We start from the raw sequence: 25731 nt of genomic DNA on the forward strand, positions 1-25731 counted from the left end.
AATCGGTCTCGCTTTTTTGATAATTTATGAAACCGGATTTTTCAGATATACAGTTATATAAAAAATCTCCTGATGATTTCAAAAAGAAATACCCTGAAAAGTATTTACAAATTGAAAAGTTTTTAAGTAAGAAAGAAAATGTAATGGAGTTTCTTGTCTATGAATCGAGGCAAAAAAGACAACAATTTGAACTTCTAAAAGAGTTTGAAGAAGTTTCAAAGAACGACCCCTATAATAAATCCGCTTATTTAACCATAAAAATGAGTCTGGTTCTGGGGTTCTGGAGGTATTTACCGGTAATTTTATTTAGCATTCTATCAATATTTTTTTATATAGATCATTTTTATTTAGGAAAAGCGAATATTCTAAAAAAGCTCCTGAGTTCTTCCGCTGCAAATATGCAGGAGAATATTGGTATTTCCTTTATTCCTGAAAAATACTACCCTTTCTTTTTAAATCTAATCTTTTTTACTTTCTTTATTCTCCTGTTTTTACGCTTTCGAATTCTTTTATTAATTTCCATTTTCAGTCTTGCCGGGATTTTTTTAGCAGCCTACTGGGATATGCAGTCTAAAACTTTTTTCCCGGAGGCTTTATCCTTTGCTTATGTTGCACTTCTGGTTTTAACATTTTTTATCGGAAAACGGTAGAAAATACTTGCCACAAAAGGAAAGTACATCTGAAATTATGCATAAGGAGTGCTAGTTTGAAAAATAGAGTTTTTAGAAAGATAATTATTATGCTAAGCCTTTTTGGCTTTATTAGTTTAAGTACAGCAAACTGCTTCGGTAAGTTTGCTCTGGTTAGAAAGGTATACGAAATCCATGACAATATAAAATTAGGTGGTAGTAAGAAAATAGATAGGGTGATTCAATCTTTACCCTTCTATCTCTTTGGAATTGCTGGATTTGTGTATGGAATTTCCGGTCTTGTTGATTTTATTGTCTTCAACTTAATCGAATTTTGGACAGATAGTAATCCACTCGGTCTAAATGAATACGATGAAAACGGACGATATGCTAAAACATTCGAGCAAAACGGTGAGAAGTTTCAATTTGTATATTCAAACTACGGCCAAAGGTTAGATTTAACTTTTGTAAAATCAGGAAATTCGGAAACATTAGTTTTCTTCAAAAATCAAACAGATAAAATATTTAAAGAAGTGAATGGGGAACTCCAAGAAGTGAATACGGAATCCCATGAACTCGGAGATAAGACCCTTATCCAGATGGTGGTAGGTGGAAAACTGAAATCAGAAAAACTCGTTGAAACCAACAGTCTAAATGATCTAAAAACAACCTATTCCGGATATTCCCTATAAACAAAATTTGAAAGTGGAGCTATTTCGCTTCACTTTCGAAGCCAAATAACTCTTCAGGTCTCAGTTCATCATGAATATACATATCGGCAGTAATAGCGGTTGTGGAGTGGCCTAACCAATTCGCTATAGCTTTTAGTGATTTCCCTTCTTTCAACCACTTTGTTGCAAAGAAATGTCGAAAGTCATGAGGAGTAACTTCTTTCCCTAAAAGTTTTTTGGAAAGGTTCCGCAAACGATATAACACATTTTTCCTGTATCGTTCCACATACAATTCTTTTCTTTTTGAGTAGGAAAGTCCCTCTTCTACTGGCATAAAGCCTTCATCCTGAAAAACATAAGTTCTTCCTTGAAATGTATCAATAGCAGCTTCATAAAGATTCTTTGGAATATAGTTTCTTCTTTCTTTTTTACCCTTCCCGGTAAAATCGATTCGAACAAACTTTTCTTCCACCTGGCAGCGTTTTATTTCTAACAATATCAGTTCATGTATCCTCATTCCCGTTGAAGCTAAAAAACGGATAATCAGTTTTAATTTATCATCTGCTTTTATTTCTTTGAAACGACCGGTGCTCGCAGGTTTACACCTGAAATCTTCATATACTCCTCCCTCTAAAAGCTGCTCGATTTCTTCTTCGGAGATAAGATCCTTTTCATAAATTTTACTATCTCTCCTACCGGTTTTCACTTCCTTAAACACCTGTTCAAGTGCTGCCTTAAATTCGAAATAATGAGGATTTCCTAAAAAAGTTTTTTCTATGGATTTTTTAATTGCATTCTTATATACATGGACGGTAGAAATGGAAAACCATTCTTGAAGGTCTCCAAAAAAACGGAAAAGGTTCGGAACCGAGAGTTCGAGTCGATAATCTTCAAGGTATTTATTAAATTGTCGTATACAGGAATCATAGGTGTTTTCCTCGATCATCTGTAAGGACTTCTGTATTTGGGTTTTATTCAGTTCTCTTGACAATTCTTCCTCATAAGCCGGAAATATTTTTTTACACCCAGGAGAACGCTTACTCGCTTACTTCTGAAAAAAATGAGGGCTTATTATTTCTAATCCTTATTTTTCATGGAGAGTTAACAAACAAGAAAAATAGTAAAAAAGCCTGAAAAAGCTTGCCTTTCAGGCTCTATACGTAAAAAAAGAATTAATAGAAACAAACGAAACTACGGAGTTTTCTGAACTAAGGAAAAGAGAAAAATAAAGTCAAAATGCAATTTGAAAAAATTGATAAAGGTGAAACTTGCGTGTTAATTCTGCACGAGAATATTGAATTTTATGGCGGCCTCAACCTGAAAAAAGCCCTGGATGAAATTCTCAAAGAGAAATATAAGCATATCATTATTGAAATGGAAAAAGTAATTAAGATTGATTCTTTCGGTCTGGGTATGCTTCTAACAGAATATCATACATTGAAAAAAGAAGGAGCCAAATTAAGTTTTGTAAAAGTAAATGAAAAAGTTGAAGTTCTTCTAAAAAAACTGTTAAGAATTGATGTATCAAATTTCTTTCCGAGCATTGAAGAGGCACTTCAAAGAACATCCTAAATAACAAAAAGAATATGGCAGAATATTATGTCAGTAGAAATAGCTATTATAAATAAAAATGCAGTGACGCTGGTTTCTAACAGCAAAACAATTATAAATCGTCAATTATCAGAAATTGACCCTGTAGGAATTATGGTATATGGGAATCCTTATTTGATGGGAATTCACTGGGAATCTCTGATATACATGTATAAAGATAGTCTTAAAGATGAATTTTTCCCGAAGGTGGAAGACTACGCCAATCATTTCATCGAGTTTTTACAGGAAAACGTACACCTGTTTTCTGAAGATTCACAGGATGCCTACTTTTATGAGAAATATTCAAAATTTATAATTAACTTAAAAGCTAAGGCCCAGGGGAAAGTAGAAGTCCTCCAGAAACTCATTGAATACACATATGAAAAACTAAAGAAGAAAGATAAAATTAACCTTTTCGATGTGTATAAAAGAGAGGAAGAAGGAGAAAGCAAATATGTTCAGATGTTGAATGATGCAATTGAGCATGTGTTTACGGAATACGATCTCGGACAGTATTTTAAAGGAATGCTATTTAACATTGGAAGGTATATTTATTCCAGAGGTTCATCAGATAATAAATCTTCCGGAATTATTATAGCCGGTTTTGGCCACAGCGACCTGCACCCTACGATTGTTGCCTATGAAGTAGATAGTGTAATTGATAATATGCTAATTTATCGAAATACGATATCCCGTTCCTGTGATGCCTTTCATGATGGAAACATTTACCAGTTTAAACTAAATAATATCCTGGAATTATCCCAGGAAATTGATATGACATTTCGGATTTATATTCGAAATTACATAGAACGATTGATGACAGCTTATACAGATCATATTGTTAATACGGTAGAATCTCTTGAAGAATACGATAAAGTAAATTTACGAAATACAAAGAATAATATATTAGAAAACTTTTACAATGATTTTGATTCTTTTATAACTGAAAACTATATGAGTAAAATGATCTCTTCTATCAACATGATGTCGAAGGATGAAATGATTGAGGTTGGCCGTTCCATGATAAACCTGATAGATTTTAAAGCCAGAAACTCTCTCGATAGTACCATTCTTACCCGACATTTTGTTTCGGTAAAAATTTCCCGCCTGAGCGGTTATGTTTTAAATAAGGAGTAAAATATGGCAAGACAGGGTGAACCTTTTATGAATGCAGAAAGAAGAGCTTTTTTTAAAAAAGCAGCTTTCAGTATGTTTGGAAACATTCCTTTTGAATTCGAGGATATTGAATCAGAGGCAGATAAAGCAATCCGGGTAGCCAAAGAACAGGCCACCCTGAATTTTAAAAGCTCTCAAAAGAAAGCCATAGCCATGCAACCCAAGGAAGAAACAATAAAGCAAAGAACTTCCTAAAACAAGATGTGGAAAGTTACTCTACTTTCCACTTTTTCAAGATATTTTTTATTGTACCTTCTTCTATGGTTTCCAAAATATACCGGTTAACGGTTCTGATTAAAGGATTTTTAGGATTGGTACAAAAACCATAGTGTTCCCTTTCTTCAAAAACTTCAATCGCTCGAAATCCCTTCTCTTCATTTTTCGACAAATAATATTTAATGATAGGATAATCCGAAATAACTGCATCAACCTCGGTTTCCTTTAAAAGTTTCACTCCATCCTTTAGAGTTTTTACTTCTGTTAAAATAGCCCCGTATCTTTTAGCAAATTCAGCACCTGTCGTACTTTTTATAGCAGCGACTTTCCTTCCCTTCAAGGAAGAAGGAGAATCAATTAAAGCATGTTTTAACTCAAATAAGGTAAAGCTTGATGCAATTCCGGCTGTTAAAGAAGAGGCAGTCAGTAAGGCAACAATCATCCATATACCGGTAACTACTCTTCCGGTTTTAGTCTTGGGAGTAATATCTCCATAACCTACCGTAGTAAAAGTAACAATAGCAAACCACATACAGCTTCCAACGCCGGTAAGATAACTTTCAGAAACTGACTGGTTATGGTGCCTTTCAGCTAACCAGACGAAATTCCCAACAATAAACAAAACAAGCAGTAAAGAAGCAATTCCGTAAAAGAAAGTCTCCTGAAAAAAAGGCTTTATAAAATCCCAAACGGAAGCACTACTCTCCCGTGTCAGAATTCCCTTACCACTGATGTAATAAGGCTGGGTGAAAGCCAGGACTTCCGATCTATCTGCGGTAATACTTATGGAGCCAACTCCCACATCAACTTTATTTTCTTTGACAGCTGCAAGTAGTTCTCCTACTGAATCAAATACTGTGACTTTGTATTGAAGATTAGCCTTTGAAGCTACATTTTTCCAGATATCAAAACTTATACCGCTAACTTCATTCTTATCCATAATTCGAAAAGGTTCAGAACCACTTATTCCAACTTTTATTTCCTCGGCGTATAAGGAAGTGGTCAAAAATGATAAAAGAATCAAAAAGATCGCTTGAAAGAGTTTCGTTTTCATAACCTCATAGATCCTATGTAGCATTATCCTTGCAAGAAAAAATGTAAATATCTCTGAATAAAACTTTAAAAATAGTTTTTCATTTAAAGTAACAATCTTATAGTAGCCCGTATGAACTTATTTTTTACAGATAATCCTATTTCTCCTACAGCCTTTTATACCGGCTTTGTCTGGTATGAAAATGGATTTTCACACCCTGTTCTCAAAACCTTTGAAGGTGAATTTTTATATAAATTGATCTCTCCATTCGATAAAGCGGCTGCCCTGTTATCCGACGGAATGTCTGTAGAAAGCTATCTCATCAGCCGCCACTGTGCTTTAGATTCCCTGCTTGAAAAATATATTTCAGAGGGTTTTACTCAAATAATAGAAGTAGCTGCCGGACTTTCACCGAGACCTTTTATAATGGCAAACCGGCATTCCGGAGTCGAATTCATTGAAACAGATCTCCCCACAATGAGTGCCAAAAAAAGCCTGATCTTCCATAAAGCCAGATTGTCACTACCCAATCATAAATTTTATAGAGTAGATATAACAAATTCACAGGGAAAAGATAGTCTGAGTGAACTTATAGAGCAGCTTGATAAAAATAAGAAAACCCTTTTAATCACCGAAGGACTCCTGCACTACTTAAATCATGAAATTCTAATAAATGTTTTTGAAAATATTTATAAGTTTTTAAATCACTTTTCAGAAGGAGTTTATCTGAGTGATTACTTTTTTTCACCGGAATCGGAAAAAGATAGGACCTTTTTGAATATTTTTCAATTTTGTCTTGAAGCTTTTGTACAAGGAAAAGTTTATTTTCACTACCCTTCTTCATCCGGCTTAGAAAGAGATTTAAAATTTAGTGGGTTTTCTGAGTTCAGGATGTTCAGTCCCCTTGAAATGCCGGTTTGCAAGCAGTTAAACCTGAGAAAAGGCTTTGCAGCTATCGCGGAGGCCAAAACAAAGAGATTACAGGAATAAATTAGAATTTTTATCAAAAAAATATTGACATATCCTGAAAATAAATTATTAACTGGAAGTATCTATGAATACGACCAGGAAATATGAAGTAGTCAGTTTTTATTTCGGCGAGAAAAATAGCGAATTTGCCGACACTTCCGGTCATTCACCGGATATCAGTGTAATTAATTTCACTGACTATACAATTCCTGATTCTAAAGTTCGGAGAAAAGAAAAGAAGCTACTCGATTTTATCAATGAGGAAACAGCCGTTGGTATCCAGAAGCTAACCCAGTTTTTGGATTCTCATAAGATAATCGCCGGTCTACTCATTTTAACTTTTCTGGGTATTTTTTCACTTATTTTATTTAAAACCATAATCCCATCCGAGACCAGTCTCTTTTCTCAAAAAAAGCAGACTCATGAGCTGAATTCAAATTCTTTACAGATCACCAATGCCATTCCTTCCTTTCTTTTAGAAGCTCCCGATCTCTCTTCGAGAGAAATCGTAAGCATTCCTCCCTTTCATACTATGGAATTAATTGATACAAAAAAAGCTTATATTGTAGAAATTGATGAGGTAAGAAACTGGCACCTTGTTTCCTGGCAGGGCTATATAGGTTGGCTCCCTCCTCCAGAAATCCTACTCAAATAAGATTTACCTGAATATATTAAATTCTGCCTTTCAAATTTTCTTGACGTATTCTTCTGAGTTTGAATATTACTTATAAAAATGAAAACTTTGTTTTCTTTGCTTTTCTTAAGCTTTTATCTAATATTCTTATCTCCTTCGCTCTTTAGTGAGACTTTGCAAATACAGAATGGAATTCTTTCCCTCGATACCTGGGAACCATCAATACAAACAAGCATTACCCTGAATAAAAATTGGGAATTTTACTGGGGACAATTTATACCTCCGACTTTTGTACCTCCGGAAACTATTATCCTGAAGGAGATTCGGACCTGGAGTTCAATAGACAAAAGCAGAGAGATAGAAAAATTTGGTTTTGCATCCTATCGTTTAACACTCCTCATACCTGAAAGATTATATAATACCCCATTATCTCTAATTGTCCCGGCTATCCAAACTTCGTATCGATTATATATTAATTCTAAGCTAATAACTGAAGTTGGAAAAGTGGGAAGTCTTCCCCGTGATAGTATTCCGCACACCCTTCCCCGGATAATAGACTTTAGTCCTTCTGAAAGAAAAATTGAAATACTACTTCATGTATCGAACTTTCATTATAGGGAAGGTGGTATCATTTCCCCGATAATTCTTGCAAAATCAGATGAAGCCCATCTGCATCATATAAAAAAAATCTCTCTTGATATATTTTTATTCGGAAGTTTATTTATAATGGGTTTATACCACTCTATATTATTCTTTATCCGTAGAAAGGAAACTTTCCCTCTTTATTTTGCTTTATTTTCAATGATAGTAGGATTTCGTCTTTTATTTAATGGAGAACAATTTATACAAATTCTAATTCCATCTCTTTCATGGAACATTATTCAAAAGATCAGCTACTTGAGTTTCTACCTATCACTTCTAATTTTTATTCATTATCTACAGGGCTTATTTAGAATAGAATTTTTACTATTACAAATATTTAGAAGACTACTCTATAGTATTGGATATATAATTGTATTCATTACCCTGTTTACTTCTGTAAGTTTTTTTAGTGAATTATTAGTATTTATGCATATTTATACAATTATTATCATTCTCTATACTTATTACCTCATGATTATAGCTTTAAAGAAAAAAGAAAAAGGTATCCGAACTTTTTTCCTGTATTCATTACTTTTCAGCTTAAGCATTATTAACGATATTTTAAATAGCCACGGTATTCTCCAAACAGGCACTTATGCCAATTACGGACTTATTGCATTTATCTACAGCCAGACGTATTTTTTATCTTTCAGGCTTTCTATGGCTTTTAATGCAAGTGAGAACTCAAGCTTGGACTTTCAAAACTTAAGTCAGGCATATAGCAAGTTTATTCCGGAACGAATTTTTGCTTTTTTCCCAAAAAATAAGATCTCAAGTTTACAACTTGGCGAAAAAGCTGAAAAAGAAATGAACATCTTAATAGTAGATATTCGTTCCTTTAAAAAATTATCAAAGACAATGTCTATTGAAGAAAATTTTAAATTTATAAACTCCTACCTCGGTAGAATAAGTCCTTACATCTATAATTATAATGGTTTTGTCGATACATTTATCGGAGATGATTTGATTGCCTTCTTTTCTTCGGCAGAAAACGCTCTTTTGGCTGCTATTGATATACAAACAGAAATCAGAATCTATAACCATTATCGAATGAAAAGTGGATATGAGCCGATTCAAGTAGGTATTGGAATACATTATGGTTCGTTTATGCTCGGTTTACTCGGATATGAAAAGCGTATTGAAGGAACACTTATTAGTGAAGCTTTAAATTTTACTATTGAATTACAAACCCTGGCAAAGCTGTATAATTCCCATACCTTGATAAGCCAAACAGCTTTTTCTCAGATACCAAATCATAACCTTTATAAACACAGGCTTGTAGATCGATTGGTTCAGGAAGGAAAAGAAGCTATATTAGTTTACGAAATATATAACGGCATATCTCCTTATTTAATCGAGTTAAAGGAAGCGGGAAAAGAATACTTTAATAAGGGTATTGAAGCTTATTTTAAAAAAGACTATAAAATTGCTATACAGGAATTCATGAAAGCTTTCCAAATCTCTCCCGGTTGCGATTTAACAAAAGTATATCTGAAAAAATGCCAGGAGAAACTTGGGATTAAAAATTGGTCGGAAATATAGGATTTAAGACTTGTATTTCTTTATATTTTTTTCAAGAAATTCATCAGGAAGTTCAAAAGCTTTCAGCACCCTTTTAACGAATTCTTCTTCATTCCCTGTATAATCTCCATCGCAGAATACGGCTTCAATTAACCATTCCATCGTAACTTTCTTCTTATCATCATCTTCTTTTAAAAGGTTAACTGCATTTTCAAAGTTAAAGAATATTACCGAATTGGGTTCAAGACTAAAATCTTCCAATTGCTTTCTGAATTCTTCTTTTTCAATATCTGAGAAATTGCTGTCCGCATTATAAACTTCATGAACCAGCTTTAAGAGAGCCCTTTTTTCATCTTCTTTCCAAAAACGAACAGAGGCCCTATCAAAAAATGCTTTGAATTTACTGAAAAGTTTCATAAAGCAAAGTTTTAAAATAAAGCTTATTTAGGAAAGTAGAATTTTACCTGCTTGAACTATTGCTGGAAGAATTTCTATAACAATTCAGGCGGCAAGATTGGGAATAATCCTCACAAATAACCCAGCCTAAGAGAGCCCTGCTCTGATTCAGCTCAGGATCAATAATGAAACTCGAAGCACAGACCAGGTAGCGAAAACCACAACGATCCAGGCATTCTCCTGTATAATTAGGGATCGTGCAAGAAACCAATAGAATGAGAAACAAGAGATAGTAAACAAGGAGTTTCATGAATATAAGCATACAGCATAAATCAAAAAAAGAAATTAAAAAAATCTTTTAAAAAAATAAAAAATTAGCACTCTCAAGCTTAAAGTGCTTGACAGGAAAAATCACTTCATTTATATTGTATTTAAAATTAGCACTCTCTGAATATGAGTGCCAAAATAATACTCTAAGGAGAATTTTAGATGGCTATTAAACCACTTGGTGACAGAGTTCTGATTGAACCAAAAACTGAGTCCGCAGAAAAGATTGGAAGCCTTTACGTTCCTGATACAGCAAAAGAAAAACCTCAGGAAGGAAAGGTAGTTGAGGTTGGTTCCGGAAGATACGAAGACGGAAAACTTGTCCCTCTCGAAGTAAAAGTTGGGGATTCTGTTCTTTATGGAAAATACTCCGGCACCGAAATCAAACAGGGTGGAAAAGAGTATTTAATCGTAAGAGAAAGCGACATTTTAGCTATAGTAAAATAAGAAAAGGAGAATACATATATGCCTAAAAGTATAGAATACAACGAAGACGCAAGAAGAAAGCTCCTTGCCGGTGTAAACAAACTGGCGAATGCAGTAAAAGTTACACTCGGTCCTAAGGGAAGAAACGTAGTAATTGATAAAAAATTTGGTGCTCCGACTATTACCAAAGACGGTGTTACTGTTGCAAAAGAAATCGAATTAGAAGATGCTCTGGAAAATATGGGAGCACAAATGGTAAAAGAAGTATCTACCAAAACCAATGATACAGCCGGTGATGGTACTACAACTGCTACTATTTTAGCTCAGTCTATCATTAATGAAGGCCTTAAAAACGTAACTTCCGGTGCAAATCCTATGGAATTAAAGCACGGGATTGATAAAGCTGTTGAAAAAGCGGTTGAGTTTATTAAAAACCAGGCAGTGAAAATTGATAGCAAGAAAGATATAGCTAACGTAGCTACTATTTCTGCTAACAATGACCCGGAAATCGGAAACCTGATTGCTGATGCAATGGACAAAGTAGGTAAAGACGGAGTTATCACTGTTGAAGAAGCTAAATCGATCGAAACTACACTGGATGTAGTAGAAGGTATGCAATTTGACAGAGGTTATGTTTCTCCTTATATGGCAACTGACCCAGAAAGCATGATTGCCACTATAAATGATCCCTTTATCCTGATCCACGACAAGAAAATTTCTTCTATGAAAGACCTTCTTCCGGTTCTGGAAAAAGTGGCTCAAAGTGGTAAACCTCTTCTTATTATTGCTGAAGAAATTGAAGGTGAAGCTCTTGCAACTATCGTTGTAAACACTCTTCGTAAAACCATCAGCTGTGTGGCTGTTAAGGCTCCGGGCTTTGGTGACAGAAGAAAAGCTATGCTCGAAGACATCGCCGTTCTTACAGGTGGCCAGGTGATCTCCGAAGACCTCGGTCTTAAATTAGAAAATACTACTGTTGCAGCTTTAGGTCGTGCTAATAAAGTAGTTGTAGACAAAGAAAATACAACTATTATCGAAGGCAAAGGCAAAGATGCTGACATCAAAGCAAGAATTGCTCAAATTAAAAAGCAGATCGAAGAAACTACTTCTGACTACGATAGAGAAAAATTACAGGAAAGGTTAGCTAAGTTAGCTGGTGGTGTGGCTGTAATTAACGTAGGTGCTGCAACTGAAGTAGAAATGAAAGAGAAAAAAGCTCGTGTAGAAGATGCTCTTTCTGCAACTCGTTCAGCTGTAGAAGAAGGTATCGTTGCCGGTGGGGGCTTAACCCTTTTAAGAGCTCAAAAAGCTGTTGAAGGTCTGAAACTTGTTGGCGATGAAGAAACCGGAGCCAGAATCATTCTGAAAGCTTTAGAATCTCCTATCAGACACATTACTAACAACGCAGGACTTGAAGGTTCTGTAGTAGTAGAAGAAGCTAAGAAAAGAAGTGGAAACGAAGGTTTTAACGCTCTGACTATGGTTTGGGAAGACCTCATCAAAGCCGGTGTGGTTGACCCTGCTAAAGTTGTAAGAAGTGCTCTTCAAAACGCTGCTTCTATTGGTTCTATGATTTTAACTACCGAAGTAACTATCACCGACATGCCGGAAAAAGAAGGCGCCGGTGCAGGTGCTGCTGCCGGAATGGGTGGCATGGGCGGAATGGGAGGCATGGGTGGAATGATGTAATCTTTCTGATTACAAATTCTTCTCATCTACCAGGGGCTTGTCTAAAAAGTTTAGACAGGCCCTTTTTTTATTCCAAACTTTCGTTGAATTCCCTCAGTGCATAAGCATAAAAAAGAAATTGCCTTATTTCCGCATTAGAAGGATTTTTATAATACAGAGTGAGCACACTATTTCTATCCATAATAACTTCTCCCTCAGCTAATAAAGTATGAGACAGGGGTACTAACTTTTTGAAAAGCAAGGGTCTTTGAATGAGAGCAGGAAGTTTAAGTCTGACAGAAATCTTGGTGCCCTTTCCGCAATTGCTCGGACAGGAATTAATATAGCCTCCAAAGCTACTAAACTCGAATAGTTCCGGATGATTTAATGCAGAGGTATTTATTTCCCAATTCTGGAGATCCTTTTCTGAACCTATCATTGTACTGAGGCGCACATGATCCTCATCCAGATAATACAGAGAATACTCCTCAGGCAAACTTTGAGTAATTTTTTTTTCTTTTAGAAAGGAGATAATTCTCAACTTAGAAACAGAGCGGTGAATTGGATAAGGGAAATTAGAAATATTTCTCGCTATCCTGAGACGGATAGAGATTCCCTTTTGCCTTAGTTCAGAAATAACAGCAAATAGGCCCTTTTTTTCAGCGTTTTCGTAAAAAGGTAGTAATTCTTCCTTCTCGGCCCCTCCTACTTGAAACGGAAAGAAATAGAGCTTTTCATAAAACTTTTGAATAATGTCTTCAAAGGATTCCAGACAGTATTTGCAACCCAATTTTCCATACCGAGAAAACTTTTTTCGAGAAAGTCCGCAGAACGGACATTTTGGCTTAAGACTCGATAGGAAATAGTTTTCCATTGATGATTTTATTGCGACGACCGGCCATGCCGGCAACCTCCATATCGTGGGTAACAATCACCATGGAAAAAGAAAACTCTTTTTGTAAGGACAAAATCAGGTTCATCAGATTCTTTGAGGTCTCTTTATCAAGATTCCCGGTAGGTTCGTCGGCCAAAACCAACTGCTTACGCCCCACCAGAGCTCGGGCAACGCCTACTCTCGCACTTTCTCCTCCCGATAATTGGGAAGGAAAGCTTTCCATCCTATCTCCCAGACCTACTCTTCCCAGCATCTCTGCTGCTTCCTGTTTCGCTTTTGACCTTGAAACCTTGTTTATCAGCAGAGGAATCATAACATTTTCGAGAGCCGTAAAATCGGGTAAAAGAAGATGCCTCTGGAAAATAAATGCAATCTTTTCAGCTCGAAACTTCTCTTTTTGCTTTTCAGAGAGCCTGGAAAGGTCCTCCGAGCAAACTTCAACCTTTCCCTCATCATAACTATCCATTGCTCCGAGAATATTTAAAAGGGTAGATTTACCAACACCGGAGGCTCCCTCCACAGATACTATCTCGGATTCTCCCACCTGCATGTTCAAATCGGATAAAATCTGTATCCCCTTCTCCTGAGTATAATAGGATTTATGTAAATTTTGTATATTAACGATACTCATATATAAATCTGTTGTCAGGATTCTAAGAGATGATAGATTGTCAAAAAAACATTTCCCCGGAAGAAAAAAATATATGTCAGAACGGAACTTCTATTTTATAAACCTATACTCTCATGATATTGACCTCAAAGCATACGTTCTACTCTGTATTCTGGTTAATAAAACTACTTCAACAGTAGATAGCTATGATGCTGCTGTTGCCATGAGTCCAGAACACATGGAGGCTCCGGAATATGCCACCTATAAGGATATCCTGAACCGAATCCAGAAGCAAAAGTTCGAAGGGGAAATTTCCCGAAGTGCAACTTCTATGCTCATTGATTCCTTACGTGAATCTTTCTCTTCAGATAATTACATGATAGAATTAATGCATTACCTCGAACATGAAGAACACGAGAGACTCAAGGAGCTTTTCAAACAAAATATTATTAGAGCTACCGGAAGCCATGCACATCCTACTATCAAGACCCATGTTCACCTTGTTTCGAAAGAGGATACGGAAATTAGTACAGAAAATGTTCGCATCGGAGAAGAAAATAAAGCAAAAAAGGAAACAGCCAAACCTGCGAAAGAAAATACTGAGATTTTAGAAGAAGGCCCGATTCCTATCGAAGCTATGGTTGGAAAGTTTCGTTTTATTCTTTCACCTGTCACCGGAAAACGAATTGATGAATTGAAACTGAAAGACAGGTTAATGGTTCGAATCTCTAAAGACGACGAGGTTTCCGAAAGAATCATTAAACTTCTTCTTTTAAGGGATGAAGACACGGGGGACATTAAAGAAATTCCGGGTTCAATTGTCCGTATCGAAAAGGGAGAAGTCCACGAATTTACAGTTAAAATAACCGAAGACATTTATGCTACGTTTACGGAAGAGGAACCAACTGTAAAAGTTAAAATGGCAGGACAGGAAACCCTCGCAAGTATTATCAAGGACGATGATAAACAGGAAACAGAAAGATTGCAGGCCTATGAAGGAGATTCTAAAAATTTAATGGTCTATGCAATTATTGGAATCATCATTGTTCTTTTATGGATAGTCGTATCCTTTTTTGTGCTATAAAAAAATCATGAATCAAAAACCAAAATTACTATTCCTAAGCCTCATCATTCCTTTTTTTTTAGTGTTATATGGAATGCAAAACCTGTTTCTCTCCCTCGGATTCTGCGTTGAGGAAAATATCATCGGGATTGAAGAGGGCCTTCTAAATGGAGAACAGGCCAAAAAAATTCAGCGTTGTGACCGCTTTAATATCAAATCCGGTTTAATTCCCAGAATTTTTTTCCTTTCCAATTTATATGAAAAATTAAATTCTCCGGATATCCCAACTGATGGAAAATTGAGTAATACCCTCGACCGGATGAGTCGGGTACTTCTGGCTCTGAAAATTTATTCATTTACCAATGCCTTTTTAGTTCTCATTGCTCTATCTTCCATTGCTGCCATTCTCCATTCCGCCTGGTTTGCCGTTTTTTTAGGAAATAGTGTACATTTAATTTCCATTCCTTTAAGCCTGAAAAACCTTGGAACCTCTCTTCTGGTGATGCGTTTTGGAAGCAAGACCATTGGTATGGGTTTGTTTTTTATCAACTTTCTGTTTTTAGGGCTGGCTATTTTTTCTATTTTTTATCTGACGAAAAAGCTGAAAAACCGGGAGTCAAAGTATCTAAAACTCTATAATTCATCCAATTCAGAAGATGAAACCAGCAATGTTCAGCTCCCCGGGCGCTCGGTGGCTTTTTTCAGTGTCATTTCCTCCGGAATCCGGATGATGTTCCACTTTATTATTATCATCCTGGTGGGCTTCCTACTCGGAAATCTGGTTTATATCCCTCTTTTCACCCTGCAAAAACTTTATTCGGTTCAATTTGGGTTTTCTCTGGCTCTTTTGGTTATCTTCCTTTCTCTTTTTTATATCCGAAATTACTATAAAATCGGAAAAGAAAATGAAGCCTCTTTTTTTAGTAATCTTCTTGTCAGTTTTTCCTTTCTACAGTACAGACTGGTTCGGAATAGCCTGCTAATAGCCATGAGTACAATTGTAGTGATTCTCTTTATACTCTTTTTACTTTCGATTCTCTTTTTTAATACCTATCTACTTCAGAATTTTAAATTTATCGAGCAGAGTATTAATTTGTAATCATGGAAGAGAAAAAGGAAGAGATACTTGTTCTCCCGGAAGAAGAAGGTGCCTTTCGAAAAGCTCTTGATTTCCTTTATGAAAAGGCTGTTGAAGGCGCCGGAGGTCTGGATGGAGCTGATACTTTAGCCAAACAATATCTGGCAAAAGAAGGAAGTCTTGAAGATCAGGTAGATAGCCTTATTCTCTGGCAATCCATGAAATCCGGTGGTATTGGTTTTTTAACCGGAATGGGTGGAATAGCCAGCCTGCCACTTGCCATTCCCTCCAGTCTTCTTTCCACCCTTTTCATCCAGATGCAAATGGTTGCGGCTATTGCAATTATGGGAGGAGAGGATCCCTCTAAAAACAGGGTAAAAAGCTTTGTGTTTCTCTGCCTCTTAGGAAATTCAGCCAAAGATTTAGTTAGAGAATTGGGAATTAATGTAAGTAAGAAATTGGCGACAGAAGGAATTAAGCGTGTTTCCTCCTCTTTTATCCAGGCTATCAATCAGAAAGTTGGATTCCGACTTCTGACAAAGTTCGGAGAAAAAGGGCTGATTAATCTTTCCCGCTTAATTCCTATTGCCGGCGGACTGGTAGCAGGCGGCATCGATGGTTTTTCCACAAAAGGCGTGGGAGAAGTTGCTAAACGAGTTTTCATTTTAAAAAATCTGGAGGAAGAGAACCCGGAGGAACTTCCAATACCCATTGTTCCAGAAAAGCCTTGACGATTTATTTTTTCTCTTGAGGCTTGAGAATTATGGCTATCTGGATTGCGGGCACAGGAACGGACGTAGGAAAAACAATTTTTAGTACCCTCGTCATGATTAAATACGCCAGAGAATATTCCCTTTTTTATTGGAAGCCGGTGCAGGCCGGTGAAGAAGAAAAGGATCTGGAAACCATTCGAAACCTATCTTCTCTTCCCGACTTATATTTTATCAAAGAACTGTATACTTTGCAAAAACCTGCCTCACCTCACCTTTCCGCAGAATTAGAAGGAAAATTTATTTCTAAAGAAACCATTCTTTCCGCCTGCGAGATTCATAAAAAATCCAATGTCCTGGTAGAAATGGCAGGTGGTCTGATGGTTCCCCTGAACCGCTCCTGCTTGTTTTTAGATATTATAGAAGAAATAAAAGAACCCCTGATTCTACTTGCAGATCCTGGACTGGGAACGATTAACCATAGCCTTTTATCTATCGAAACCTTGCGAAAGAGAAATATTCCCGTAATTGGATTTTTCTTTTCCGGAAAATATTCCCCTCTCATGGAAGATAATGCAGAAGTAATCGAAACCTTTTCTTCGGTTCCCTTCTTAGGTTCTGCCTGCCTGCCGGAAGATTTCTCTCCGCAAAGTCTCTACACTTTTGCGGAAAATGAGTTCGATAAAGATAAAAAACTTATAGAAGTTCTAAAAAACTATCTATCGAATGGGCAAGGTTTTTCTCAGTAATTCTCCTATCGTCGAATCCTGAACGAGATACTTCTTCTTCAAATAGGAAATCGCATTATTTACAAAAGCGGGCACATGCATGTCCGCCTCTATTAGAAGTATTTTTAGTTCCGTTAGATCGTCGATAGTTGCCATAGCCAAACGCCTCTGATTTTGATACAGCTCTGCCTCTTCCTCTGATAGCATCATACATCCAACTCCTTGTAGTTGCGGGCAACTTCTAAACCTCTTTTTTCATCTATCCAGAAGGTTAGGACGAATGAAATGAAGAAAAATAAAGCCACGACCAGAAAAGAATTTCGTAAATCAATAATTGTTTGCAAATAAGCCACAATAAAGAGGCCGAAGGCTACAGCTAACTTTCCAGAGAGTCCCCAGAGTCCAAAAAACTCTCCGGACTTAGATTCGGGAGAAAGAAGCCCTACAATAGCCCGACTGGCAGACTGGGTAGCACCGAGTCCCATACCGGAAAGTGCTGTTAGACTCACAAAAACCCATTGTACGTCCACCTTTAGTCCCATAGAATGAAGTAAATTCGTCAGAGCCTGAATCCAATAGATGCAGAGTAGACCCAAAATCCAGAGGATAAGGGTAAGGTTAAAGGTTCGCTTGGCTCCCAACTTATCCTGCAAAATGCCGAAGAGAAAAGCACCTAAAGCTGCTGTTACCTGGATAAGGATAAACATAACCTGCTTATGGAATTCCCCTATTTTTATTTCCTGGGAACCATAGATGAAAGCAAAGCTTATGACAACCCCCAGTGCTGCCATTGCAAAGAAAAGAGAAATAAGATATATCATCATATCCCGAAAATCCTTAATCGAATAAAGGGTATCTCGAATACGATGAAAACCGGCTCGAATGAAAGAAATATTTGCATCCGGTTTTACGGCTACCGGGTGCTCTTTCAGGAGTAGAAAGGTCGGAATACCCGAAAGCATGAAAAAAAATGCAGTTAAAGGTCCGACGAGACGAAGATTCTGATAGTTCTCCGGTTTAATTTCTCCGCTAAATTTCATTACGAAAAGAAGACTTAAAATTCCACCGAAATAACCAATTCCCCAGGCGTAGCCCGAAATTTTTCCTAATTCTTCTTTGGGGCCGAGAGAAGGTAAAAAGGAGGAAGCAAAGTTTTCGCTGGAAGCAAACATAAAGTTAGAAACAATAATCAATACGAAAGGTAACCAGATTTCTCCGGGCTTCTCGGCCAACCAGAGTAAGGAGGTAGAAATCACGCAGAAGATATAACTTAGAAATAAAAAAAGCTTCTTCTTGGCAGAAAAATCAGTAATGGCACCAAAAACCGGACCAGTAAGCATTACGAGTACATAGGAAATTGCCAGGGCAACTGCCCAGAGAAAATTTCCATAACTATGGGGGTTTTTGGGGTCATCCCCGGAAGGAACAATAATTTCACTAAAAATGATACAGTAACTAACACTGATAATAACGGTTGTATAGGATGAGTTCGCAAAGTCAAACATACACCAGCCAAAAATTTCCCTGAGAGGAGCTCTTTTTTTTTCCATCAAATTCGGTCTCTTTATAATAAATGTCTTTTTCTCTATCCATCCTGTGCTAAGATTGGAGAAGGAAAAGATCCATAATATCTTATTAATACAGTATAGAATGTAAATTAGTTTTTCTATTGAATGGAGAAATCAGTGAAAGAAGAAACCGAAATCGATCTTTTAGAACTTTACTCCTTTATGAGGGTTCGCAATGTCTGCGTTTGCAAAGCGGTTAGTGAAAAAGATATTATTGCTGCTGTAGAAAGTGGTGTAAAAGATTTACGGGAGCTTTCTTTTCGCACCGGTGCCGCAACAGCCTGCGGCTCCTGCTCCTCTTCCATTCGAGCAATAATAAACCGAGAACTAACAAAAAAGAATGAAGCCTGAGTTAATGATTAATATGGCGATGAGCCTCGATGGAAAAGTAGCTCGACCGGATGGAAAATGGTATGGGCTCTCGTCAAAAGAAGACAGAATTCAAATGGATATATACCGTTCAGAAGTTGAGGTACTGATTCTCGGAAAAAATTCTATACAAAATGATGATCCCAATGTTCATATTCGTTATCTAAAAAATTGCAAAAGCCCGAGACCGGTTCTTCTGATTCGAAAAGGAATTCTCTCTAAGGAAAAAAAGATTTTTCAATTTGCAGAAGAAAAACCTCTTATTTTTTGTCTTTCGGGCAATGAAAAGGAACTAAAAGAAGAACTATCCTCCCTTGCAGACATTATTTGTATAAAGGGAAATGAACTCTCCCCCACTAAAGTTATAGAAGCTCTCAGTAAGCTCGGCTATAAAAAGATTTTATTAGAGGGAGGACCCAAATTAAATTATGCTTTTTTCAAAGAAAATCTGGTTACTCAGATAAATATCACCCTTATTCCTTATCTAATCGGCCAAAACTCCCTTCCTTCTATTGTAGATGGAAATATGGCCTTCCTCGACTTCGACAAAAATAGCTGGACTTTAAAAACTGTTCGCCACGTTGGTGATGAAATCTTTCTAAGTTATAGAAAAAAATGAGAATTAATAATATATGAAACAGGCAAAATTTTCTTTCCGAAAAAGAATCGAGAGTTTTAAATATGCATTCAATGGACTAAAGATTTTATTGAAAGAAGAACACAATTCCAGAATTCATTTATTTGCTGCTACACTTGCAGTCTTCGCCGGGTTTATCTTCAAAATTTCTACAATGGAATGGATAGCGATAGTTTTTGCCATTGGTTTTGTTTTTGTTCTGGAAATTATTAATTCTGCTATTGAAAATGTGGCAGACTTCATATCACCGGAAAAACATGATACCATAAAAAAAATAAAAGACCTCGCGGCTGCTGCTGTTTTATGTGCTGCCATTTCAGCCCTGATAATTGGTTTTCTTGTTTTTATTCCCAAATCACTCACCATGTTTCGAGCCATTTAGTAATCGAAATAAATGCCTGCAAAAAAAAGTTTATCAGAAAAAATAAGTGATACTTTTAGTAACATAATGATGTACGGGATTCTTTCTATCCCGGTAAGTTTTGTTATCTATATAACGATTTGTGCAATTCTCTATATCTCCCAATATATGCTTGTGATTGCAGTGCTTACTTCTATAGCCTACATATTCGTAAAAGAAAAATCAATACCTAAATATATTAGCTGTGTTATCAGTACCTGTGTAACGATTGCCATGCCTATAGCCGGAATTGCTTTTGCCATGATAGAAGATGATTATTTGGATATAGACAGAATCGGTGAAAATAGTTTTCTGTTAAAAAACTTTCTGGATCTACTACCGGTAACGTATGTACTTTATCTTTGCATAATCTTCGGACTTTTACTCGGAATCTCTACCTTCTGGACAGATTACCTGGAAGATAAGGTTTTTGCCGTAATCGAATTTCTAAAAGAAAACCATATTTTTAGAAAGTTCCAGTAGGGGACTGTAGATTTTGATGAAGGGAAATACCGATAAAAGACCCGTCGTATAAAAAACGAACCTTAACAAGAAATTCACATTTTCTTCCTTTCGTCCCAGAGGCTTTACCAATCATCCCTAATTTATTGAATACTAATTTAAGATATGCTAAGCTAAAATCATCAACAGGGAAGTTTAGAACCTGTAGAAAAATTTAAAAAATTTAAATCGGAGAAAAGAAAATGAAAACTCTCAAATTGAAACTTCTAAGCCTTCTTGCTTTTGGATTATTTTTTGCAGGTTCACTCTCTGCCGGAACCATTTATGTCTTCGTACATGGAAAATCATCTGTCACAGTGCCGGCTGCTACGCAACCGAATACTGGTTAGATAAATTAGGTGGTAGTGCTGCGAGCAAAGGTTACAAAATTTCCGGAGTTACCGCTCTTGCTGCTGCTTCCGGTGGTTCAGAACTCGCCAGTGCTTTAAACGGTGCAACATTTGGCTATGCCGGTAATGCAATGGATAAAGCTTTGATTGTAAATACAGCTCGTTCTTCCTTTGACCATAATGATACTGCCGGTGTAACTGTTTCTCATGTTCCGGGTTATAAAGGAATGGCCGGTGCTTCCGCTATCCTTCCGGGAGAAGACGACTATGCAGTAGCTTACCACTCTTCATGTGGATACAATACTGCCGGTGGTTTAAGTGTCTGTCAGAGTTCTCTGACTCAATATGAGGGTGTATGGCCTTTTGGTTCAAACAAAACCTACAAGCAATTTACCGGACATACAAGAGCTCCTTCTGTGGGTTCTGCCGGTCTTTATGAAAACCACAGCGAACTCACCAACGATGGTTGGAGATAAGAAAAGAGATAGATAATAGGACAAAACAAAATAGAAAGAAAAGGTGGAGTGAAAGCTTCACCTTTTCTATGTACAGGCCGGCAATATAAAGATTTTTTTAAACACATTAGGAAAATACAATATACTTGAGAGATAAATTATTTCCTCCATTTAAAAAAAAGCTTTTCTTATTTCCTCCCTTACGTTATTAACAGAGTAAACGGGAGAAACATGTATTTATGTCCATAAAAGAAAAGCTGGAAAAATTTTTATACGGAAAAGTTTTCGAACGCTTTATCCTTTTTTTAGTTACACTATCAGTTTCGATTCTCTTTATTGAAAAGGCTTTTGAGCTTGAGGTTTCGACGATTCTCATTTTCGAAAAACTGGATATTCTTATTTTAACTATTTTCAGTATCGAGTTTTTCTTCAAATTATATATAAATCGCTCTCAATATTTCTGGGAGGACTATGGTTGGATAGACCTTCTCAGTATTCTACCCATTTTAGCCCCCGCTATAAAAGCCCTCAGAGGAATTAAACTCCTCAGGGGAATTCGTGTGCTACGAGCAATTCGACTCTTAAAAATGCTCCGTTTACTTCGCTTTTTAAAACTGAGTAAATCTACTGATTCGGTATTAAAGCAGAAGGTTTTTGTGCCCATTTCAACTTCTGCTATGATTATTGTACTTACCATCGGATTTGTTCTTACTAATTGGATTGAAGACGAATATAAAGAGAGAGATAATAAGGTATTTAAGGAAATATTTATACACCTCGAAACCTCTCCTTCTGCCGAGATTATGAAACAGTATCCGGAAGTTCTTTTTATCCGGAAGAATGGAAAACTCATAGAATCCCGTTTTCCGGAAATAGAATTAGATAAGAAATATCTAATGGAACAAATCAGAGAACTTACAGCCGGAGAGTTGGGTTTAAAATCGGGAACCGATATTGAAATCACATTTTCCTGTAATGCAACCTATAGAGCTGTAAAAAAAGTAGAACTCTTTGTTATGCTTATTTCTATCCTGGTGATAGTGGTACTAATCCTTGTGATGAATACAATTATTTCTAATATCATTTTAGATCCTTTGAATGAACTCTCCAGAACTATGGATACAATTGTAAAGAAAGTGGAGGTTCCGAACACAAAAGAAACACGAGTAGAAATTTCCTATAACGAAAGAATAGAGTCCTTTAGTGACGATGAAATTGGTGTGCTGTCAAATAAATATAATGTACTGCTCGAAACCCTGAAACAAAAAGAAGTCCAATCTAAGACGGTTTTTCGAAATATGGTCTATATGATTATGAAACTATTTGGTGAATTTCATAATATAACTAAAGGCCATCAAATGAGAACAGCGGTACTTGCCAGTGCACTTGGTTATAAAATGGGGCTTTCGGAGATGGATAGAGAATCACTATATTACGGAATGCTACTGCATGACTTAGGAAAAATCGGGATAGATAAAAATGTGTTAACCAAACCGGCCATGTTTACACCGGAAGAAAGACAGGAAATGAATCGCCACCCCATGCTCGGTTATGAAATTGCAAAAGACTTTCCCCTGATTAATACAGCAGAGTTAATGGTAATCCGGGATCATCATGAAAAATATGATGGCACAGGTTATCCCCTGGGAGTTAAGGGTAAAGATTTACCTCTTGTTTCAAGAATTAGTGCTGTGGTGGATATTTTTGATGCCCTGGTTTGTCCCAGAGATTATAAAAGAGCCAAGACAATCGATGAAGTTAAAAAAATTATGTCTGAATTATCCGGAACACATCTGGATCCGGAAGTATATGCAGAACTAATAAAAATGGTAGATGCGGGATACTTTATTATTAATATTTCTGAATCGATAGCAGAAGAAGACTGGATACGGGTGGACACAAAAAAGCTGGGTACAGAAGTTCATTTTTTAGCAGGAAAAATTTAAACCTTTATATACCGGGACACAAAATGTACCCGGTCTGGTAAAAAATCGATTCCTACTAAAGATTACAATTCTGGTTGATTTTATTGTGAATACAATCCATATCTTCATTGCAATCTTTAAGAGCTCCATCAATTTCTTTTTTCGCACATTCTGCGTTTCCATATTGTTTAATATACTCAGACAGAGCCTTCTCTTTAAAAGCAGGATCTGCTTTTTTTTCTTCAACAGCGGGCTTGGATTCTGTTGTAGATTTGGTTTCAGGGGCCGGTTCATTATTTTCTTTTTTGCAGTTCATGGCAAATAGGGCCAAAAACATTACACAAATAAAAAGTCTCATCTTCATGTGGTTTTCCTACATTATCAAAATTTGAAATAGTGAAATTTTACTTGCAACAAACTTCACTCTGAATGCAAAGTAAGAATATCAGCAGTTAAGTCAAATATTTTTTGCAATATACATTCCTGATTGTCAGCTCAGTCCTCATTTTTATAGGAAATGATAGCTCATTCGGGAGGAAGAAAAAATCCTTTCTTTTGTCTGGATTTCGCTTGTTTTTTAGGATAGTTTGAAAAATAAGAACTATATGCCAGAAAGAGATAATGAAGAAATTCCAGAAATGCTGGAAAACTTAAAAAATGCAGATAAAATCCAGAGAAAGTTTCTTGAAGAAAGAAAGGTCTTTCTCTGGGGTCCGGTTATGGACGAATCTGCTAAAGAAATCGTAAATAAGTTAATGTACCTCGAAATGATGGATCCGGGAAAAAAGATCACCTTTTATATCAATAGCCCCGGAGGTTCCGTTACGGCCGGAATGGCTATTTATGACACCATGAAAATGATAAGCTCCCCGGTTGCAACGGTTTGTATGGGACTTGCTGCTTCTATGGGTTCACTTCTACTTTGTGCGGGAGAAAAGGGAGAACGTTATATCTGGCCGAGTGGCAGGGTAATGATTCACCAGCCGAGCATAGGCGGTCAAATTGTAGCACCGGCAACCGATATCAAGATTCATGCAGATGAAATCAAAAAAACTAAGGCTATGTTGAATGAAATCCTGGCTGAAGCCTGTAACCAACCTCTCGAAAGAATAGAAAAGGACACGGATAGAGACCATTACATGAGTGCTAACGAATCTATCGAATACGGAATTGTAGATAAACTAGCCAGTTCCATTCACGTTTCCTGATGGCCGAGAAGCATTCTGCGAGGAATGCTTTTGATGCATTCCTCGAAATTTCAGATATAAACGATGATGACGAATTGATAGAAGTGCTTTTGGAATACCTGGAGCATCTATATCTCGATGAAACAGAGGAAGAACCGGAAGAAATCCTTCTGGAAGATTTAACCCATTTTGAGGTAGATGACTTTATAAATTTCTATTTAATAGATAATTATACCAATCATGTCTTTATGAGAAAAAAATACCTCTCTTTTTTTAAGAGATTTTTAGGTTTTGCCAGTAAAAAAGGCCTGATGGAAAAAGATGAAATCAATCTATGGAAAGAAGTTCTTTCATAAGGAATTTTAAGCCCCGAAAGTTCTTAAAAGGGAAACATATACAGACCATCTTTAATGTGGTTTTTCCTCCGGAAAATCCCTTAACCAGTCAGTATTACTCAGAAGACATAATTCTTTATACCTCTGATAAGTCCGGAGACTCTCTCTGGCTGGAGCATAATCCCCCACTTGACAGTTATAGGAAGAATTCCCCCCCCTTTAATGGTTATTATATGATTTTAATCCATGGTATGGAGGGAAACTCGGATAGTCATTATATCGTGACTTTAGCTTCCTCGGCTCTCAAACGCGGTTATGGAGTAATCCGGGTGAATCTCAGGGGCTGCGGAAAAGGAGAAGGCTTTTCCGGCCTGATTTATAACGCGGGAAAGTCAGAGGATATTGAAGAAGTCGAAAATTTTGTGTATAAAAGTCTTTCCAAAAAGATAATTCTCTGCGGTTTCTCTCTTTCAGCCAATATGGTTTTAAAGTATCTGGGAGAAAAAAATCGACCGAGAATTAAATACTTCTCAGCAGTTTCCCCTCCCCTTGACCTGAAAAGTTGCTGTGAGCATATCGATTCTCCGAGGGGAAAATTTTACAGGGACAGGTTTTTACGTTCTTTTAAAGAAAAAATCAAAAAAGGTAGAGTGCATTCCAATCCCAATACCCTGAAACATGTTTTTGAAACGAAAACAATGTTCGATTTTGATGATATTTTTTCCGCTCCCCTCGCCGGATACAGGGGAGCCTTAGAATACTACCGGGTTTGTTCGAGTAAAAATTATATCTATACCATCAAGCAAAAAGGAATTATTATCCATGCAGATGATGATCCTCTCATTCCCAAAGATGAATTCCTGCGACTGAATTGGGAAAAAGTTCCCAATGTTACGCGTATTCTAACTCATGGTGGAGGTCACGTCGGCTTTATGACAGATAAAACAGAAGATATCCCGGATGGAAGGTGGTTAAACTACACCCTTATAGAATATTTTCAAAAATTACTGACTTAAGTTGAA

At 36.6% G+C, this 25731-nt stretch carries 32 protein-coding genes and 1 pseudogene; 24 read left to right on the top strand and 9 right to left on the bottom strand.

The window, feature by feature from the left end:
• The first annotated feature begins 26 nt into the window (after nt 1-26).
• Both H7A25_18185 and H7A25_18190 read left to right on the top strand, forming a co-directional pair.
• Complete coding sequence (locus H7A25_18185; protein ID MCP5501837.1) at nt 27-650, top strand: hypothetical protein; 624 nt, start codon at nt 27-29, stop codon at nt 648-650.
• 56 nt (nt 651-706) lie between these two features.
• Nucleotides 707-1321, top strand: a complete 615-nt coding sequence (locus tag H7A25_18190; GenBank protein MCP5501838.1) for a DUF3332 family protein — start codon at nt 707-709, stop codon at nt 1319-1321.
• A 19-nt stretch (nt 1322-1340) separates the two neighbouring features.
• Here H7A25_18190 and H7A25_18195 read toward each other — a convergent pair whose 3' ends face one another.
• Nucleotides 1341-2291, bottom strand: coding sequence for a site-specific integrase (locus H7A25_18195; GenBank protein MCP5501839.1), 951 nt, complete (start codon nt 2289-2291; stop codon nt 1341-1343).
• 245 nt (nt 2292-2536) lie between these two features.
• Between H7A25_18195 and H7A25_18200 the strand changes: the two genes are divergently transcribed.
• The 3 genes from H7A25_18200 to H7A25_18210 are packed head-to-tail and all read left to right on the top strand — an operon-like array spanning nt 2537 to nt 4261.
• A complete protein-coding gene (locus tag H7A25_18200; protein MCP5501840.1) occupies nt 2537-2872 on the top strand; it encodes an STAS domain-containing protein in 336 nt (111 codons plus the stop codon).
• Nucleotides 2873-2899: 27 nt separating this feature from the next.
• Nucleotides 2900-4027, top strand: a complete 1128-nt coding sequence (locus tag H7A25_18205) for a hypothetical protein (GenBank protein MCP5501841.1) — start codon at nt 2900-2902, stop codon at nt 4025-4027.
• Between the two features lie 3 nt (nt 4028-4030).
• A complete protein-coding gene (locus H7A25_18210; GenBank protein MCP5501842.1) occupies nt 4031-4261 on the top strand; it encodes a hypothetical protein in 231 nt (76 codons plus the stop codon).
• Between the two features lie 16 nt (nt 4262-4277).
• On the opposite strand, the gene H7A25_18215 is transcribed toward H7A25_18210, so the two are convergent.
• Nucleotides 4278-5336: a transporter substrate-binding domain-containing protein gene (locus tag H7A25_18215; GenBank protein MCP5501843.1), complete on the bottom strand. Its 1059-nt coding sequence runs from the start codon at nt 5334-5336 to the stop codon at nt 4278-4280.
• A gap of 111 nt (nt 5337-5447) precedes the next feature.
• On the opposite strand from H7A25_18215, the gene H7A25_18220 reads away from it, so the two are divergent.
• The 3 genes from H7A25_18220 to H7A25_18230 all read left to right on the top strand — a co-directional run bounded on the left by H7A25_18220 (nt 5448) and on the right by H7A25_18230 (nt 9102).
• Nucleotides 5448-6305, top strand: a complete 858-nt coding sequence (locus tag H7A25_18220; protein MCP5501844.1) for a class I SAM-dependent methyltransferase — start codon at nt 5448-5450, stop codon at nt 6303-6305.
• Between the two features lie 64 nt (nt 6306-6369).
• Complete coding sequence (locus H7A25_18225; GenBank protein ID MCP5501845.1) at nt 6370-6939, top strand: hypothetical protein; 570 nt, start codon at nt 6370-6372, stop codon at nt 6937-6939.
• Nucleotides 6940-7017: 78 nt separating this feature from the next.
• A complete protein-coding gene (locus tag H7A25_18230; protein MCP5501846.1) occupies nt 7018-9102 on the top strand; it encodes an adenylate/guanylate cyclase domain-containing protein in 2085 nt (694 codons plus the stop codon).
• Between the two features lie 3 nt (nt 9103-9105).
• On the opposite strand, the gene H7A25_18235 is transcribed toward H7A25_18230, so the two are convergent.
• Nucleotides 9106-9498: a TerB family tellurite resistance protein gene (locus H7A25_18235; GenBank protein MCP5501847.1), complete on the bottom strand. Its 393-nt coding sequence runs from the start codon at nt 9496-9498 to the stop codon at nt 9106-9108.
• A gap of 43 nt (nt 9499-9541) precedes the next feature.
• Nucleotides 9542-9787: a hypothetical protein gene (locus H7A25_18240; protein ID MCP5501848.1), complete on the bottom strand. Its 246-nt coding sequence runs from the start codon at nt 9785-9787 to the stop codon at nt 9542-9544.
• A gap of 179 nt (nt 9788-9966) precedes the next feature.
• On the opposite strand from H7A25_18240, the gene H7A25_18245 reads away from it, so the two are divergent.
• Complete coding sequence (locus H7A25_18245; protein ID MCP5501849.1) at nt 9967-10251, top strand: co-chaperone GroES; 285 nt, start codon at nt 9967-9969, stop codon at nt 10249-10251.
• 18 nt (nt 10252-10269) lie between these two features.
• Nucleotides 10270-11919: a chaperonin GroEL gene (gene groL, locus H7A25_18250; GenBank protein MCP5501850.1), complete on the top strand. Its 1650-nt coding sequence runs from the start codon at nt 10270-10272 to the stop codon at nt 11917-11919.
• 67 nt (nt 11920-11986) lie between these two features.
• Here the strand turns inward: groL and H7A25_18255 are convergent, their stop codons facing one another.
• Nucleotides 11987-12772 carry a hypothetical protein gene (locus H7A25_18255; GenBank protein ID MCP5501851.1) on the bottom strand — a complete coding sequence of 262 codons (786 nt, stop codon included), beginning with the start codon at nt 12770-12772 and terminating at the stop codon, nt 11987-11989.
• Nucleotides 12744-13424 carry an ABC transporter ATP-binding protein gene (locus H7A25_18260; GenBank protein MCP5501852.1) on the bottom strand — a complete coding sequence of 227 codons (681 nt, stop codon included), beginning with the start codon at nt 13422-13424 and terminating at the stop codon, nt 12744-12746. The genes H7A25_18255 and H7A25_18260 overlap by 29 nt, the downstream gene beginning before the upstream one ends.
• Nucleotides 13425-13497: 73 nt before the next feature.
• On the opposite strand from H7A25_18260, the gene H7A25_18265 reads away from it, so the two are divergent.
• Genes H7A25_18265 through bioD form a run of 4 tightly spaced genes read left to right on the top strand, consistent with a single transcriptional unit; the run spans nt 13498 to nt 17003 of the window.
• Nucleotides 13498-14487, top strand: a complete 990-nt coding sequence (locus tag H7A25_18265) for a hypothetical protein (GenBank protein MCP5501853.1) — start codon at nt 13498-13500, stop codon at nt 14485-14487.
• A 7-nt stretch (nt 14488-14494) separates the two neighbouring features.
• Complete coding sequence (locus H7A25_18270; GenBank protein MCP5501854.1) at nt 14495-15565, top strand: hypothetical protein; 1071 nt, start codon at nt 14495-14497, stop codon at nt 15563-15565.
• A gap of 2 nt (nt 15566-15567) precedes the next feature.
• Nucleotides 15568-16275, top strand: coding sequence for an EcsC family protein (locus H7A25_18275; protein ID MCP5501855.1), 708 nt, complete (start codon nt 15568-15570; stop codon nt 16273-16275).
• A 32-nt stretch (nt 16276-16307) separates the two neighbouring features.
• Nucleotides 16308-17003 (top strand): dethiobiotin synthase, encoded by a 696-nt coding sequence (gene bioD, locus H7A25_18280; GenBank protein ID MCP5501856.1) that lies wholly within the window; start codon nt 16308-16310, stop codon nt 17001-17003.
• On the opposite strand, the gene H7A25_18285 is transcribed toward bioD, so the two are convergent.
• Both H7A25_18285 and H7A25_18290 read right to left on the bottom strand, forming a co-directional pair.
• Nucleotides 16974-17192 carry a hypothetical protein gene (locus tag H7A25_18285; protein MCP5501857.1) on the bottom strand — a complete coding sequence of 73 codons (219 nt, stop codon included), beginning with the start codon at nt 17190-17192 and terminating at the stop codon, nt 16974-16976. The two genes, bioD and H7A25_18285, sit on opposite strands and share 30 nt — an antisense overlap.
• Nucleotides 17189-18535 (bottom strand): MFS transporter, encoded by a 1347-nt coding sequence (locus H7A25_18290; GenBank protein ID MCP5501858.1) that lies wholly within the window; start codon nt 18533-18535, stop codon nt 17189-17191. Before H7A25_18290 ends, H7A25_18285 begins: the two co-directional genes overlap by 4 nt.
• Nucleotides 18536-18712: 177 nt before the next feature.
• On the opposite strand from H7A25_18290, the gene H7A25_18295 reads away from it, so the two are divergent.
• The 7 genes and pseudogenes from H7A25_18295 to H7A25_18325 all read left to right on the top strand — a co-directional run bounded on the left by H7A25_18295 (nt 18713) and on the right by H7A25_18325 (nt 23208).
• The gene (locus tag H7A25_18295; GenBank protein MCP5501859.1) at nt 18713-18901 is read left to right on the top strand and encodes a (2Fe-2S)-binding protein; all 189 of its coding nucleotides are present in this window, start codon (nt 18713-18715) and stop codon (nt 18899-18901) included.
• Entirely contained in the window at nt 18891-19538 is a 648-nt protein-coding gene (locus H7A25_18300; protein MCP5501860.1) for a RibD family protein, read from the top strand. The genes H7A25_18295 and H7A25_18300 overlap by 11 nt, the downstream gene beginning before the upstream one ends.
• A gap of 13 nt (nt 19539-19551) precedes the next feature.
• Complete coding sequence (locus H7A25_18305) at nt 19552-19938, top strand: diacylglycerol kinase family protein (protein ID MCP5501861.1); 387 nt, start codon at nt 19552-19554, stop codon at nt 19936-19938.
• A 12-nt stretch (nt 19939-19950) separates the two neighbouring features.
• Nucleotides 19951-20439, top strand: a complete 489-nt coding sequence (locus H7A25_18310; protein ID MCP5501862.1) for a hypothetical protein — start codon at nt 19951-19953, stop codon at nt 20437-20439.
• Nucleotides 20440-20660: 221 nt separating this feature from the next.
• Nucleotides 20661-20807, top strand: a complete 147-nt coding sequence (locus H7A25_18315; protein ID MCP5501863.1) for a hypothetical protein — start codon at nt 20661-20663, stop codon at nt 20805-20807.
• Nucleotides 20753-21283: pseudogene (locus H7A25_18320) on the top strand (hypothetical protein). Before H7A25_18315 ends, H7A25_18320 begins: the two are co-directional and overlap by 55 nt.
• A 218-nt stretch (nt 21284-21501) precedes the next feature.
• Nucleotides 21502-23208 carry an HD domain-containing protein gene (locus H7A25_18325; protein MCP5501864.1) on the top strand — a complete coding sequence of 569 codons (1707 nt, stop codon included), beginning with the start codon at nt 21502-21504 and terminating at the stop codon, nt 23206-23208.
• Nucleotides 23209-23263: 55 nt separating this feature from the next.
• Here H7A25_18325 and H7A25_18330 read toward each other — a convergent pair whose 3' ends face one another.
• Nucleotides 23264-23551, bottom strand: a complete 288-nt coding sequence (locus H7A25_18330) for a hypothetical protein (GenBank protein ID MCP5501865.1) — start codon at nt 23549-23551, stop codon at nt 23264-23266.
• 241 nt (nt 23552-23792) lie between these two features.
• Here H7A25_18330 and H7A25_18335 point away from each other — a divergent pair, with 241 nt between their 5' ends.
• From H7A25_18335 to H7A25_18345, 3 genes are read left to right on the top strand one after another with little or no spacing between them, the layout of a single operon-like run.
• Nucleotides 23793-24395, top strand: coding sequence for an ATP-dependent Clp protease proteolytic subunit (locus H7A25_18335; GenBank protein ID MCP5501866.1), 603 nt, complete (start codon nt 23793-23795; stop codon nt 24393-24395).
• Nucleotides 24395-24730 (top strand): hypothetical protein, encoded by a 336-nt coding sequence (locus H7A25_18340; GenBank protein MCP5501867.1) that lies wholly within the window; start codon nt 24395-24397, stop codon nt 24728-24730. Before H7A25_18335 ends, H7A25_18340 begins: the two co-directional genes overlap by 1 nt.
• Nucleotides 24709-25725, top strand: a complete 1017-nt coding sequence (locus H7A25_18345; GenBank protein MCP5501868.1) for an alpha/beta fold hydrolase — start codon at nt 24709-24711, stop codon at nt 25723-25725. The genes H7A25_18340 and H7A25_18345 overlap by 22 nt, the downstream gene beginning before the upstream one ends.
• Nucleotides 25726-25731 lie beyond the last annotated feature (6 nt).

This window comes from Leptospiraceae bacterium (genome assembly GCA_024233835.1).
Lineage (GTDB): Bacteria > Spirochaetota > Leptospiria > Leptospirales > Leptospiraceae > JACKPC01.

Coding starts and splice junctions, on each gene's coding strand:
- H7A25_18260 (MCP5501852.1), bottom strand. CDS start 13,424: ATGAGTATCGTTAATATACAAAATTTACATAAATCCTATTATACTCAG.
- H7A25_18335 (MCP5501866.1), top strand. CDS start 23,793: ATGCCAGAAAGAGATAATGAAGAAATTCCAGAAATGCTGGAAAACTTA.
- H7A25_18225 (MCP5501845.1), top strand. CDS start 6,370: ATGAATACGACCAGGAAATATGAAGTAGTCAGTTTTTATTTCGGCGAG.
- H7A25_18235 (MCP5501847.1), bottom strand. CDS start 9,498: ATGAAACTTTTCAGTAAATTCAAAGCATTTTTTGATAGGGCCTCTGTT.
- H7A25_18300 (MCP5501860.1), top strand. CDS start 18,891: ATGAAGCCTGAGTTAATGATTAATATGGCGATGAGCCTCGATGGAAAA.
- H7A25_18305 (MCP5501861.1), top strand. CDS start 19,552: ATGAAACAGGCAAAATTTTCTTTCCGAAAAAGAATCGAGAGTTTTAAA.
- H7A25_18210 (MCP5501842.1), top strand. CDS start 4,031: ATGGCAAGACAGGGTGAACCTTTTATGAATGCAGAAAGAAGAGCTTTT.
- H7A25_18185 (MCP5501837.1), top strand. CDS start 27: ATGAAACCGGATTTTTCAGATATACAGTTATATAAAAAATCTCCTGAT.
- H7A25_18275 (MCP5501855.1), top strand. CDS start 15,568: ATGGAAGAGAAAAAGGAAGAGATACTTGTTCTCCCGGAAGAAGAAGGT.
- H7A25_18325 (MCP5501864.1), top strand. CDS start 21,502: ATGTCCATAAAAGAAAAGCTGGAAAAATTTTTATACGGAAAAGTTTTC.
- H7A25_18230 (MCP5501846.1), top strand. CDS start 7,018: ATGAAAACTTTGTTTTCTTTGCTTTTCTTAAGCTTTTATCTAATATTC.
- groL (MCP5501850.1), top strand. CDS start 10,270: ATGCCTAAAAGTATAGAATACAACGAAGACGCAAGAAGAAAGCTCCTT.
- H7A25_18255 (MCP5501851.1), bottom strand. CDS start 12,772: ATGGAAAACTATTTCCTATCGAGTCTTAAGCCAAAATGTCCGTTCTGC.
- H7A25_18245 (MCP5501849.1), top strand. CDS start 9,967: ATGGCTATTAAACCACTTGGTGACAGAGTTCTGATTGAACCAAAAACT.
- H7A25_18315 (MCP5501863.1), top strand. CDS start 20,661: ATGAAAACTCTCAAATTGAAACTTCTAAGCCTTCTTGCTTTTGGATTA.
- bioD (MCP5501856.1), top strand. CDS start 16,308: ATGGCTATCTGGATTGCGGGCACAGGAACGGACGTAGGAAAAACAATT.
- H7A25_18205 (MCP5501841.1), top strand. CDS start 2,900: ATGTCAGTAGAAATAGCTATTATAAATAAAAATGCAGTGACGCTGGTT.
- H7A25_18215 (MCP5501843.1), bottom strand. CDS start 5,336: ATGAAAACGAAACTCTTTCAAGCGATCTTTTTGATTCTTTTATCATTT.
- H7A25_18340 (MCP5501867.1), top strand. CDS start 24,395: ATGGCCGAGAAGCATTCTGCGAGGAATGCTTTTGATGCATTCCTCGAA.
- H7A25_18295 (MCP5501859.1), top strand. CDS start 18,713: ATGAGGGTTCGCAATGTCTGCGTTTGCAAAGCGGTTAGTGAAAAAGAT.
- H7A25_18270 (MCP5501854.1), top strand. CDS start 14,495: ATGAATCAAAAACCAAAATTACTATTCCTAAGCCTCATCATTCCTTTT.
- H7A25_18345 (MCP5501868.1), top strand. CDS start 24,709: ATGGAAAGAAGTTCTTTCATAAGGAATTTTAAGCCCCGAAAGTTCTTA.
- H7A25_18265 (MCP5501853.1), top strand. CDS start 13,498: ATGTCAGAACGGAACTTCTATTTTATAAACCTATACTCTCATGATATT.
- H7A25_18310 (MCP5501862.1), top strand. CDS start 19,951: ATGCCTGCAAAAAAAAGTTTATCAGAAAAAATAAGTGATACTTTTAGT.
- H7A25_18200 (MCP5501840.1), top strand. CDS start 2,537: ATGCAATTTGAAAAAATTGATAAAGGTGAAACTTGCGTGTTAATTCTG.
- H7A25_18285 (MCP5501857.1), bottom strand. CDS start 17,192: ATGATGCTATCAGAGGAAGAGGCAGAGCTGTATCAAAATCAGAGGCGT.
- H7A25_18240 (MCP5501848.1), bottom strand. CDS start 9,787: ATGAAACTCCTTGTTTACTATCTCTTGTTTCTCATTCTATTGGTTTCT.
- H7A25_18220 (MCP5501844.1), top strand. CDS start 5,448: ATGAACTTATTTTTTACAGATAATCCTATTTCTCCTACAGCCTTTTAT.
- H7A25_18330 (MCP5501865.1), bottom strand. CDS start 23,551: ATGAAGATGAGACTTTTTATTTGTGTAATGTTTTTGGCCCTATTTGCC.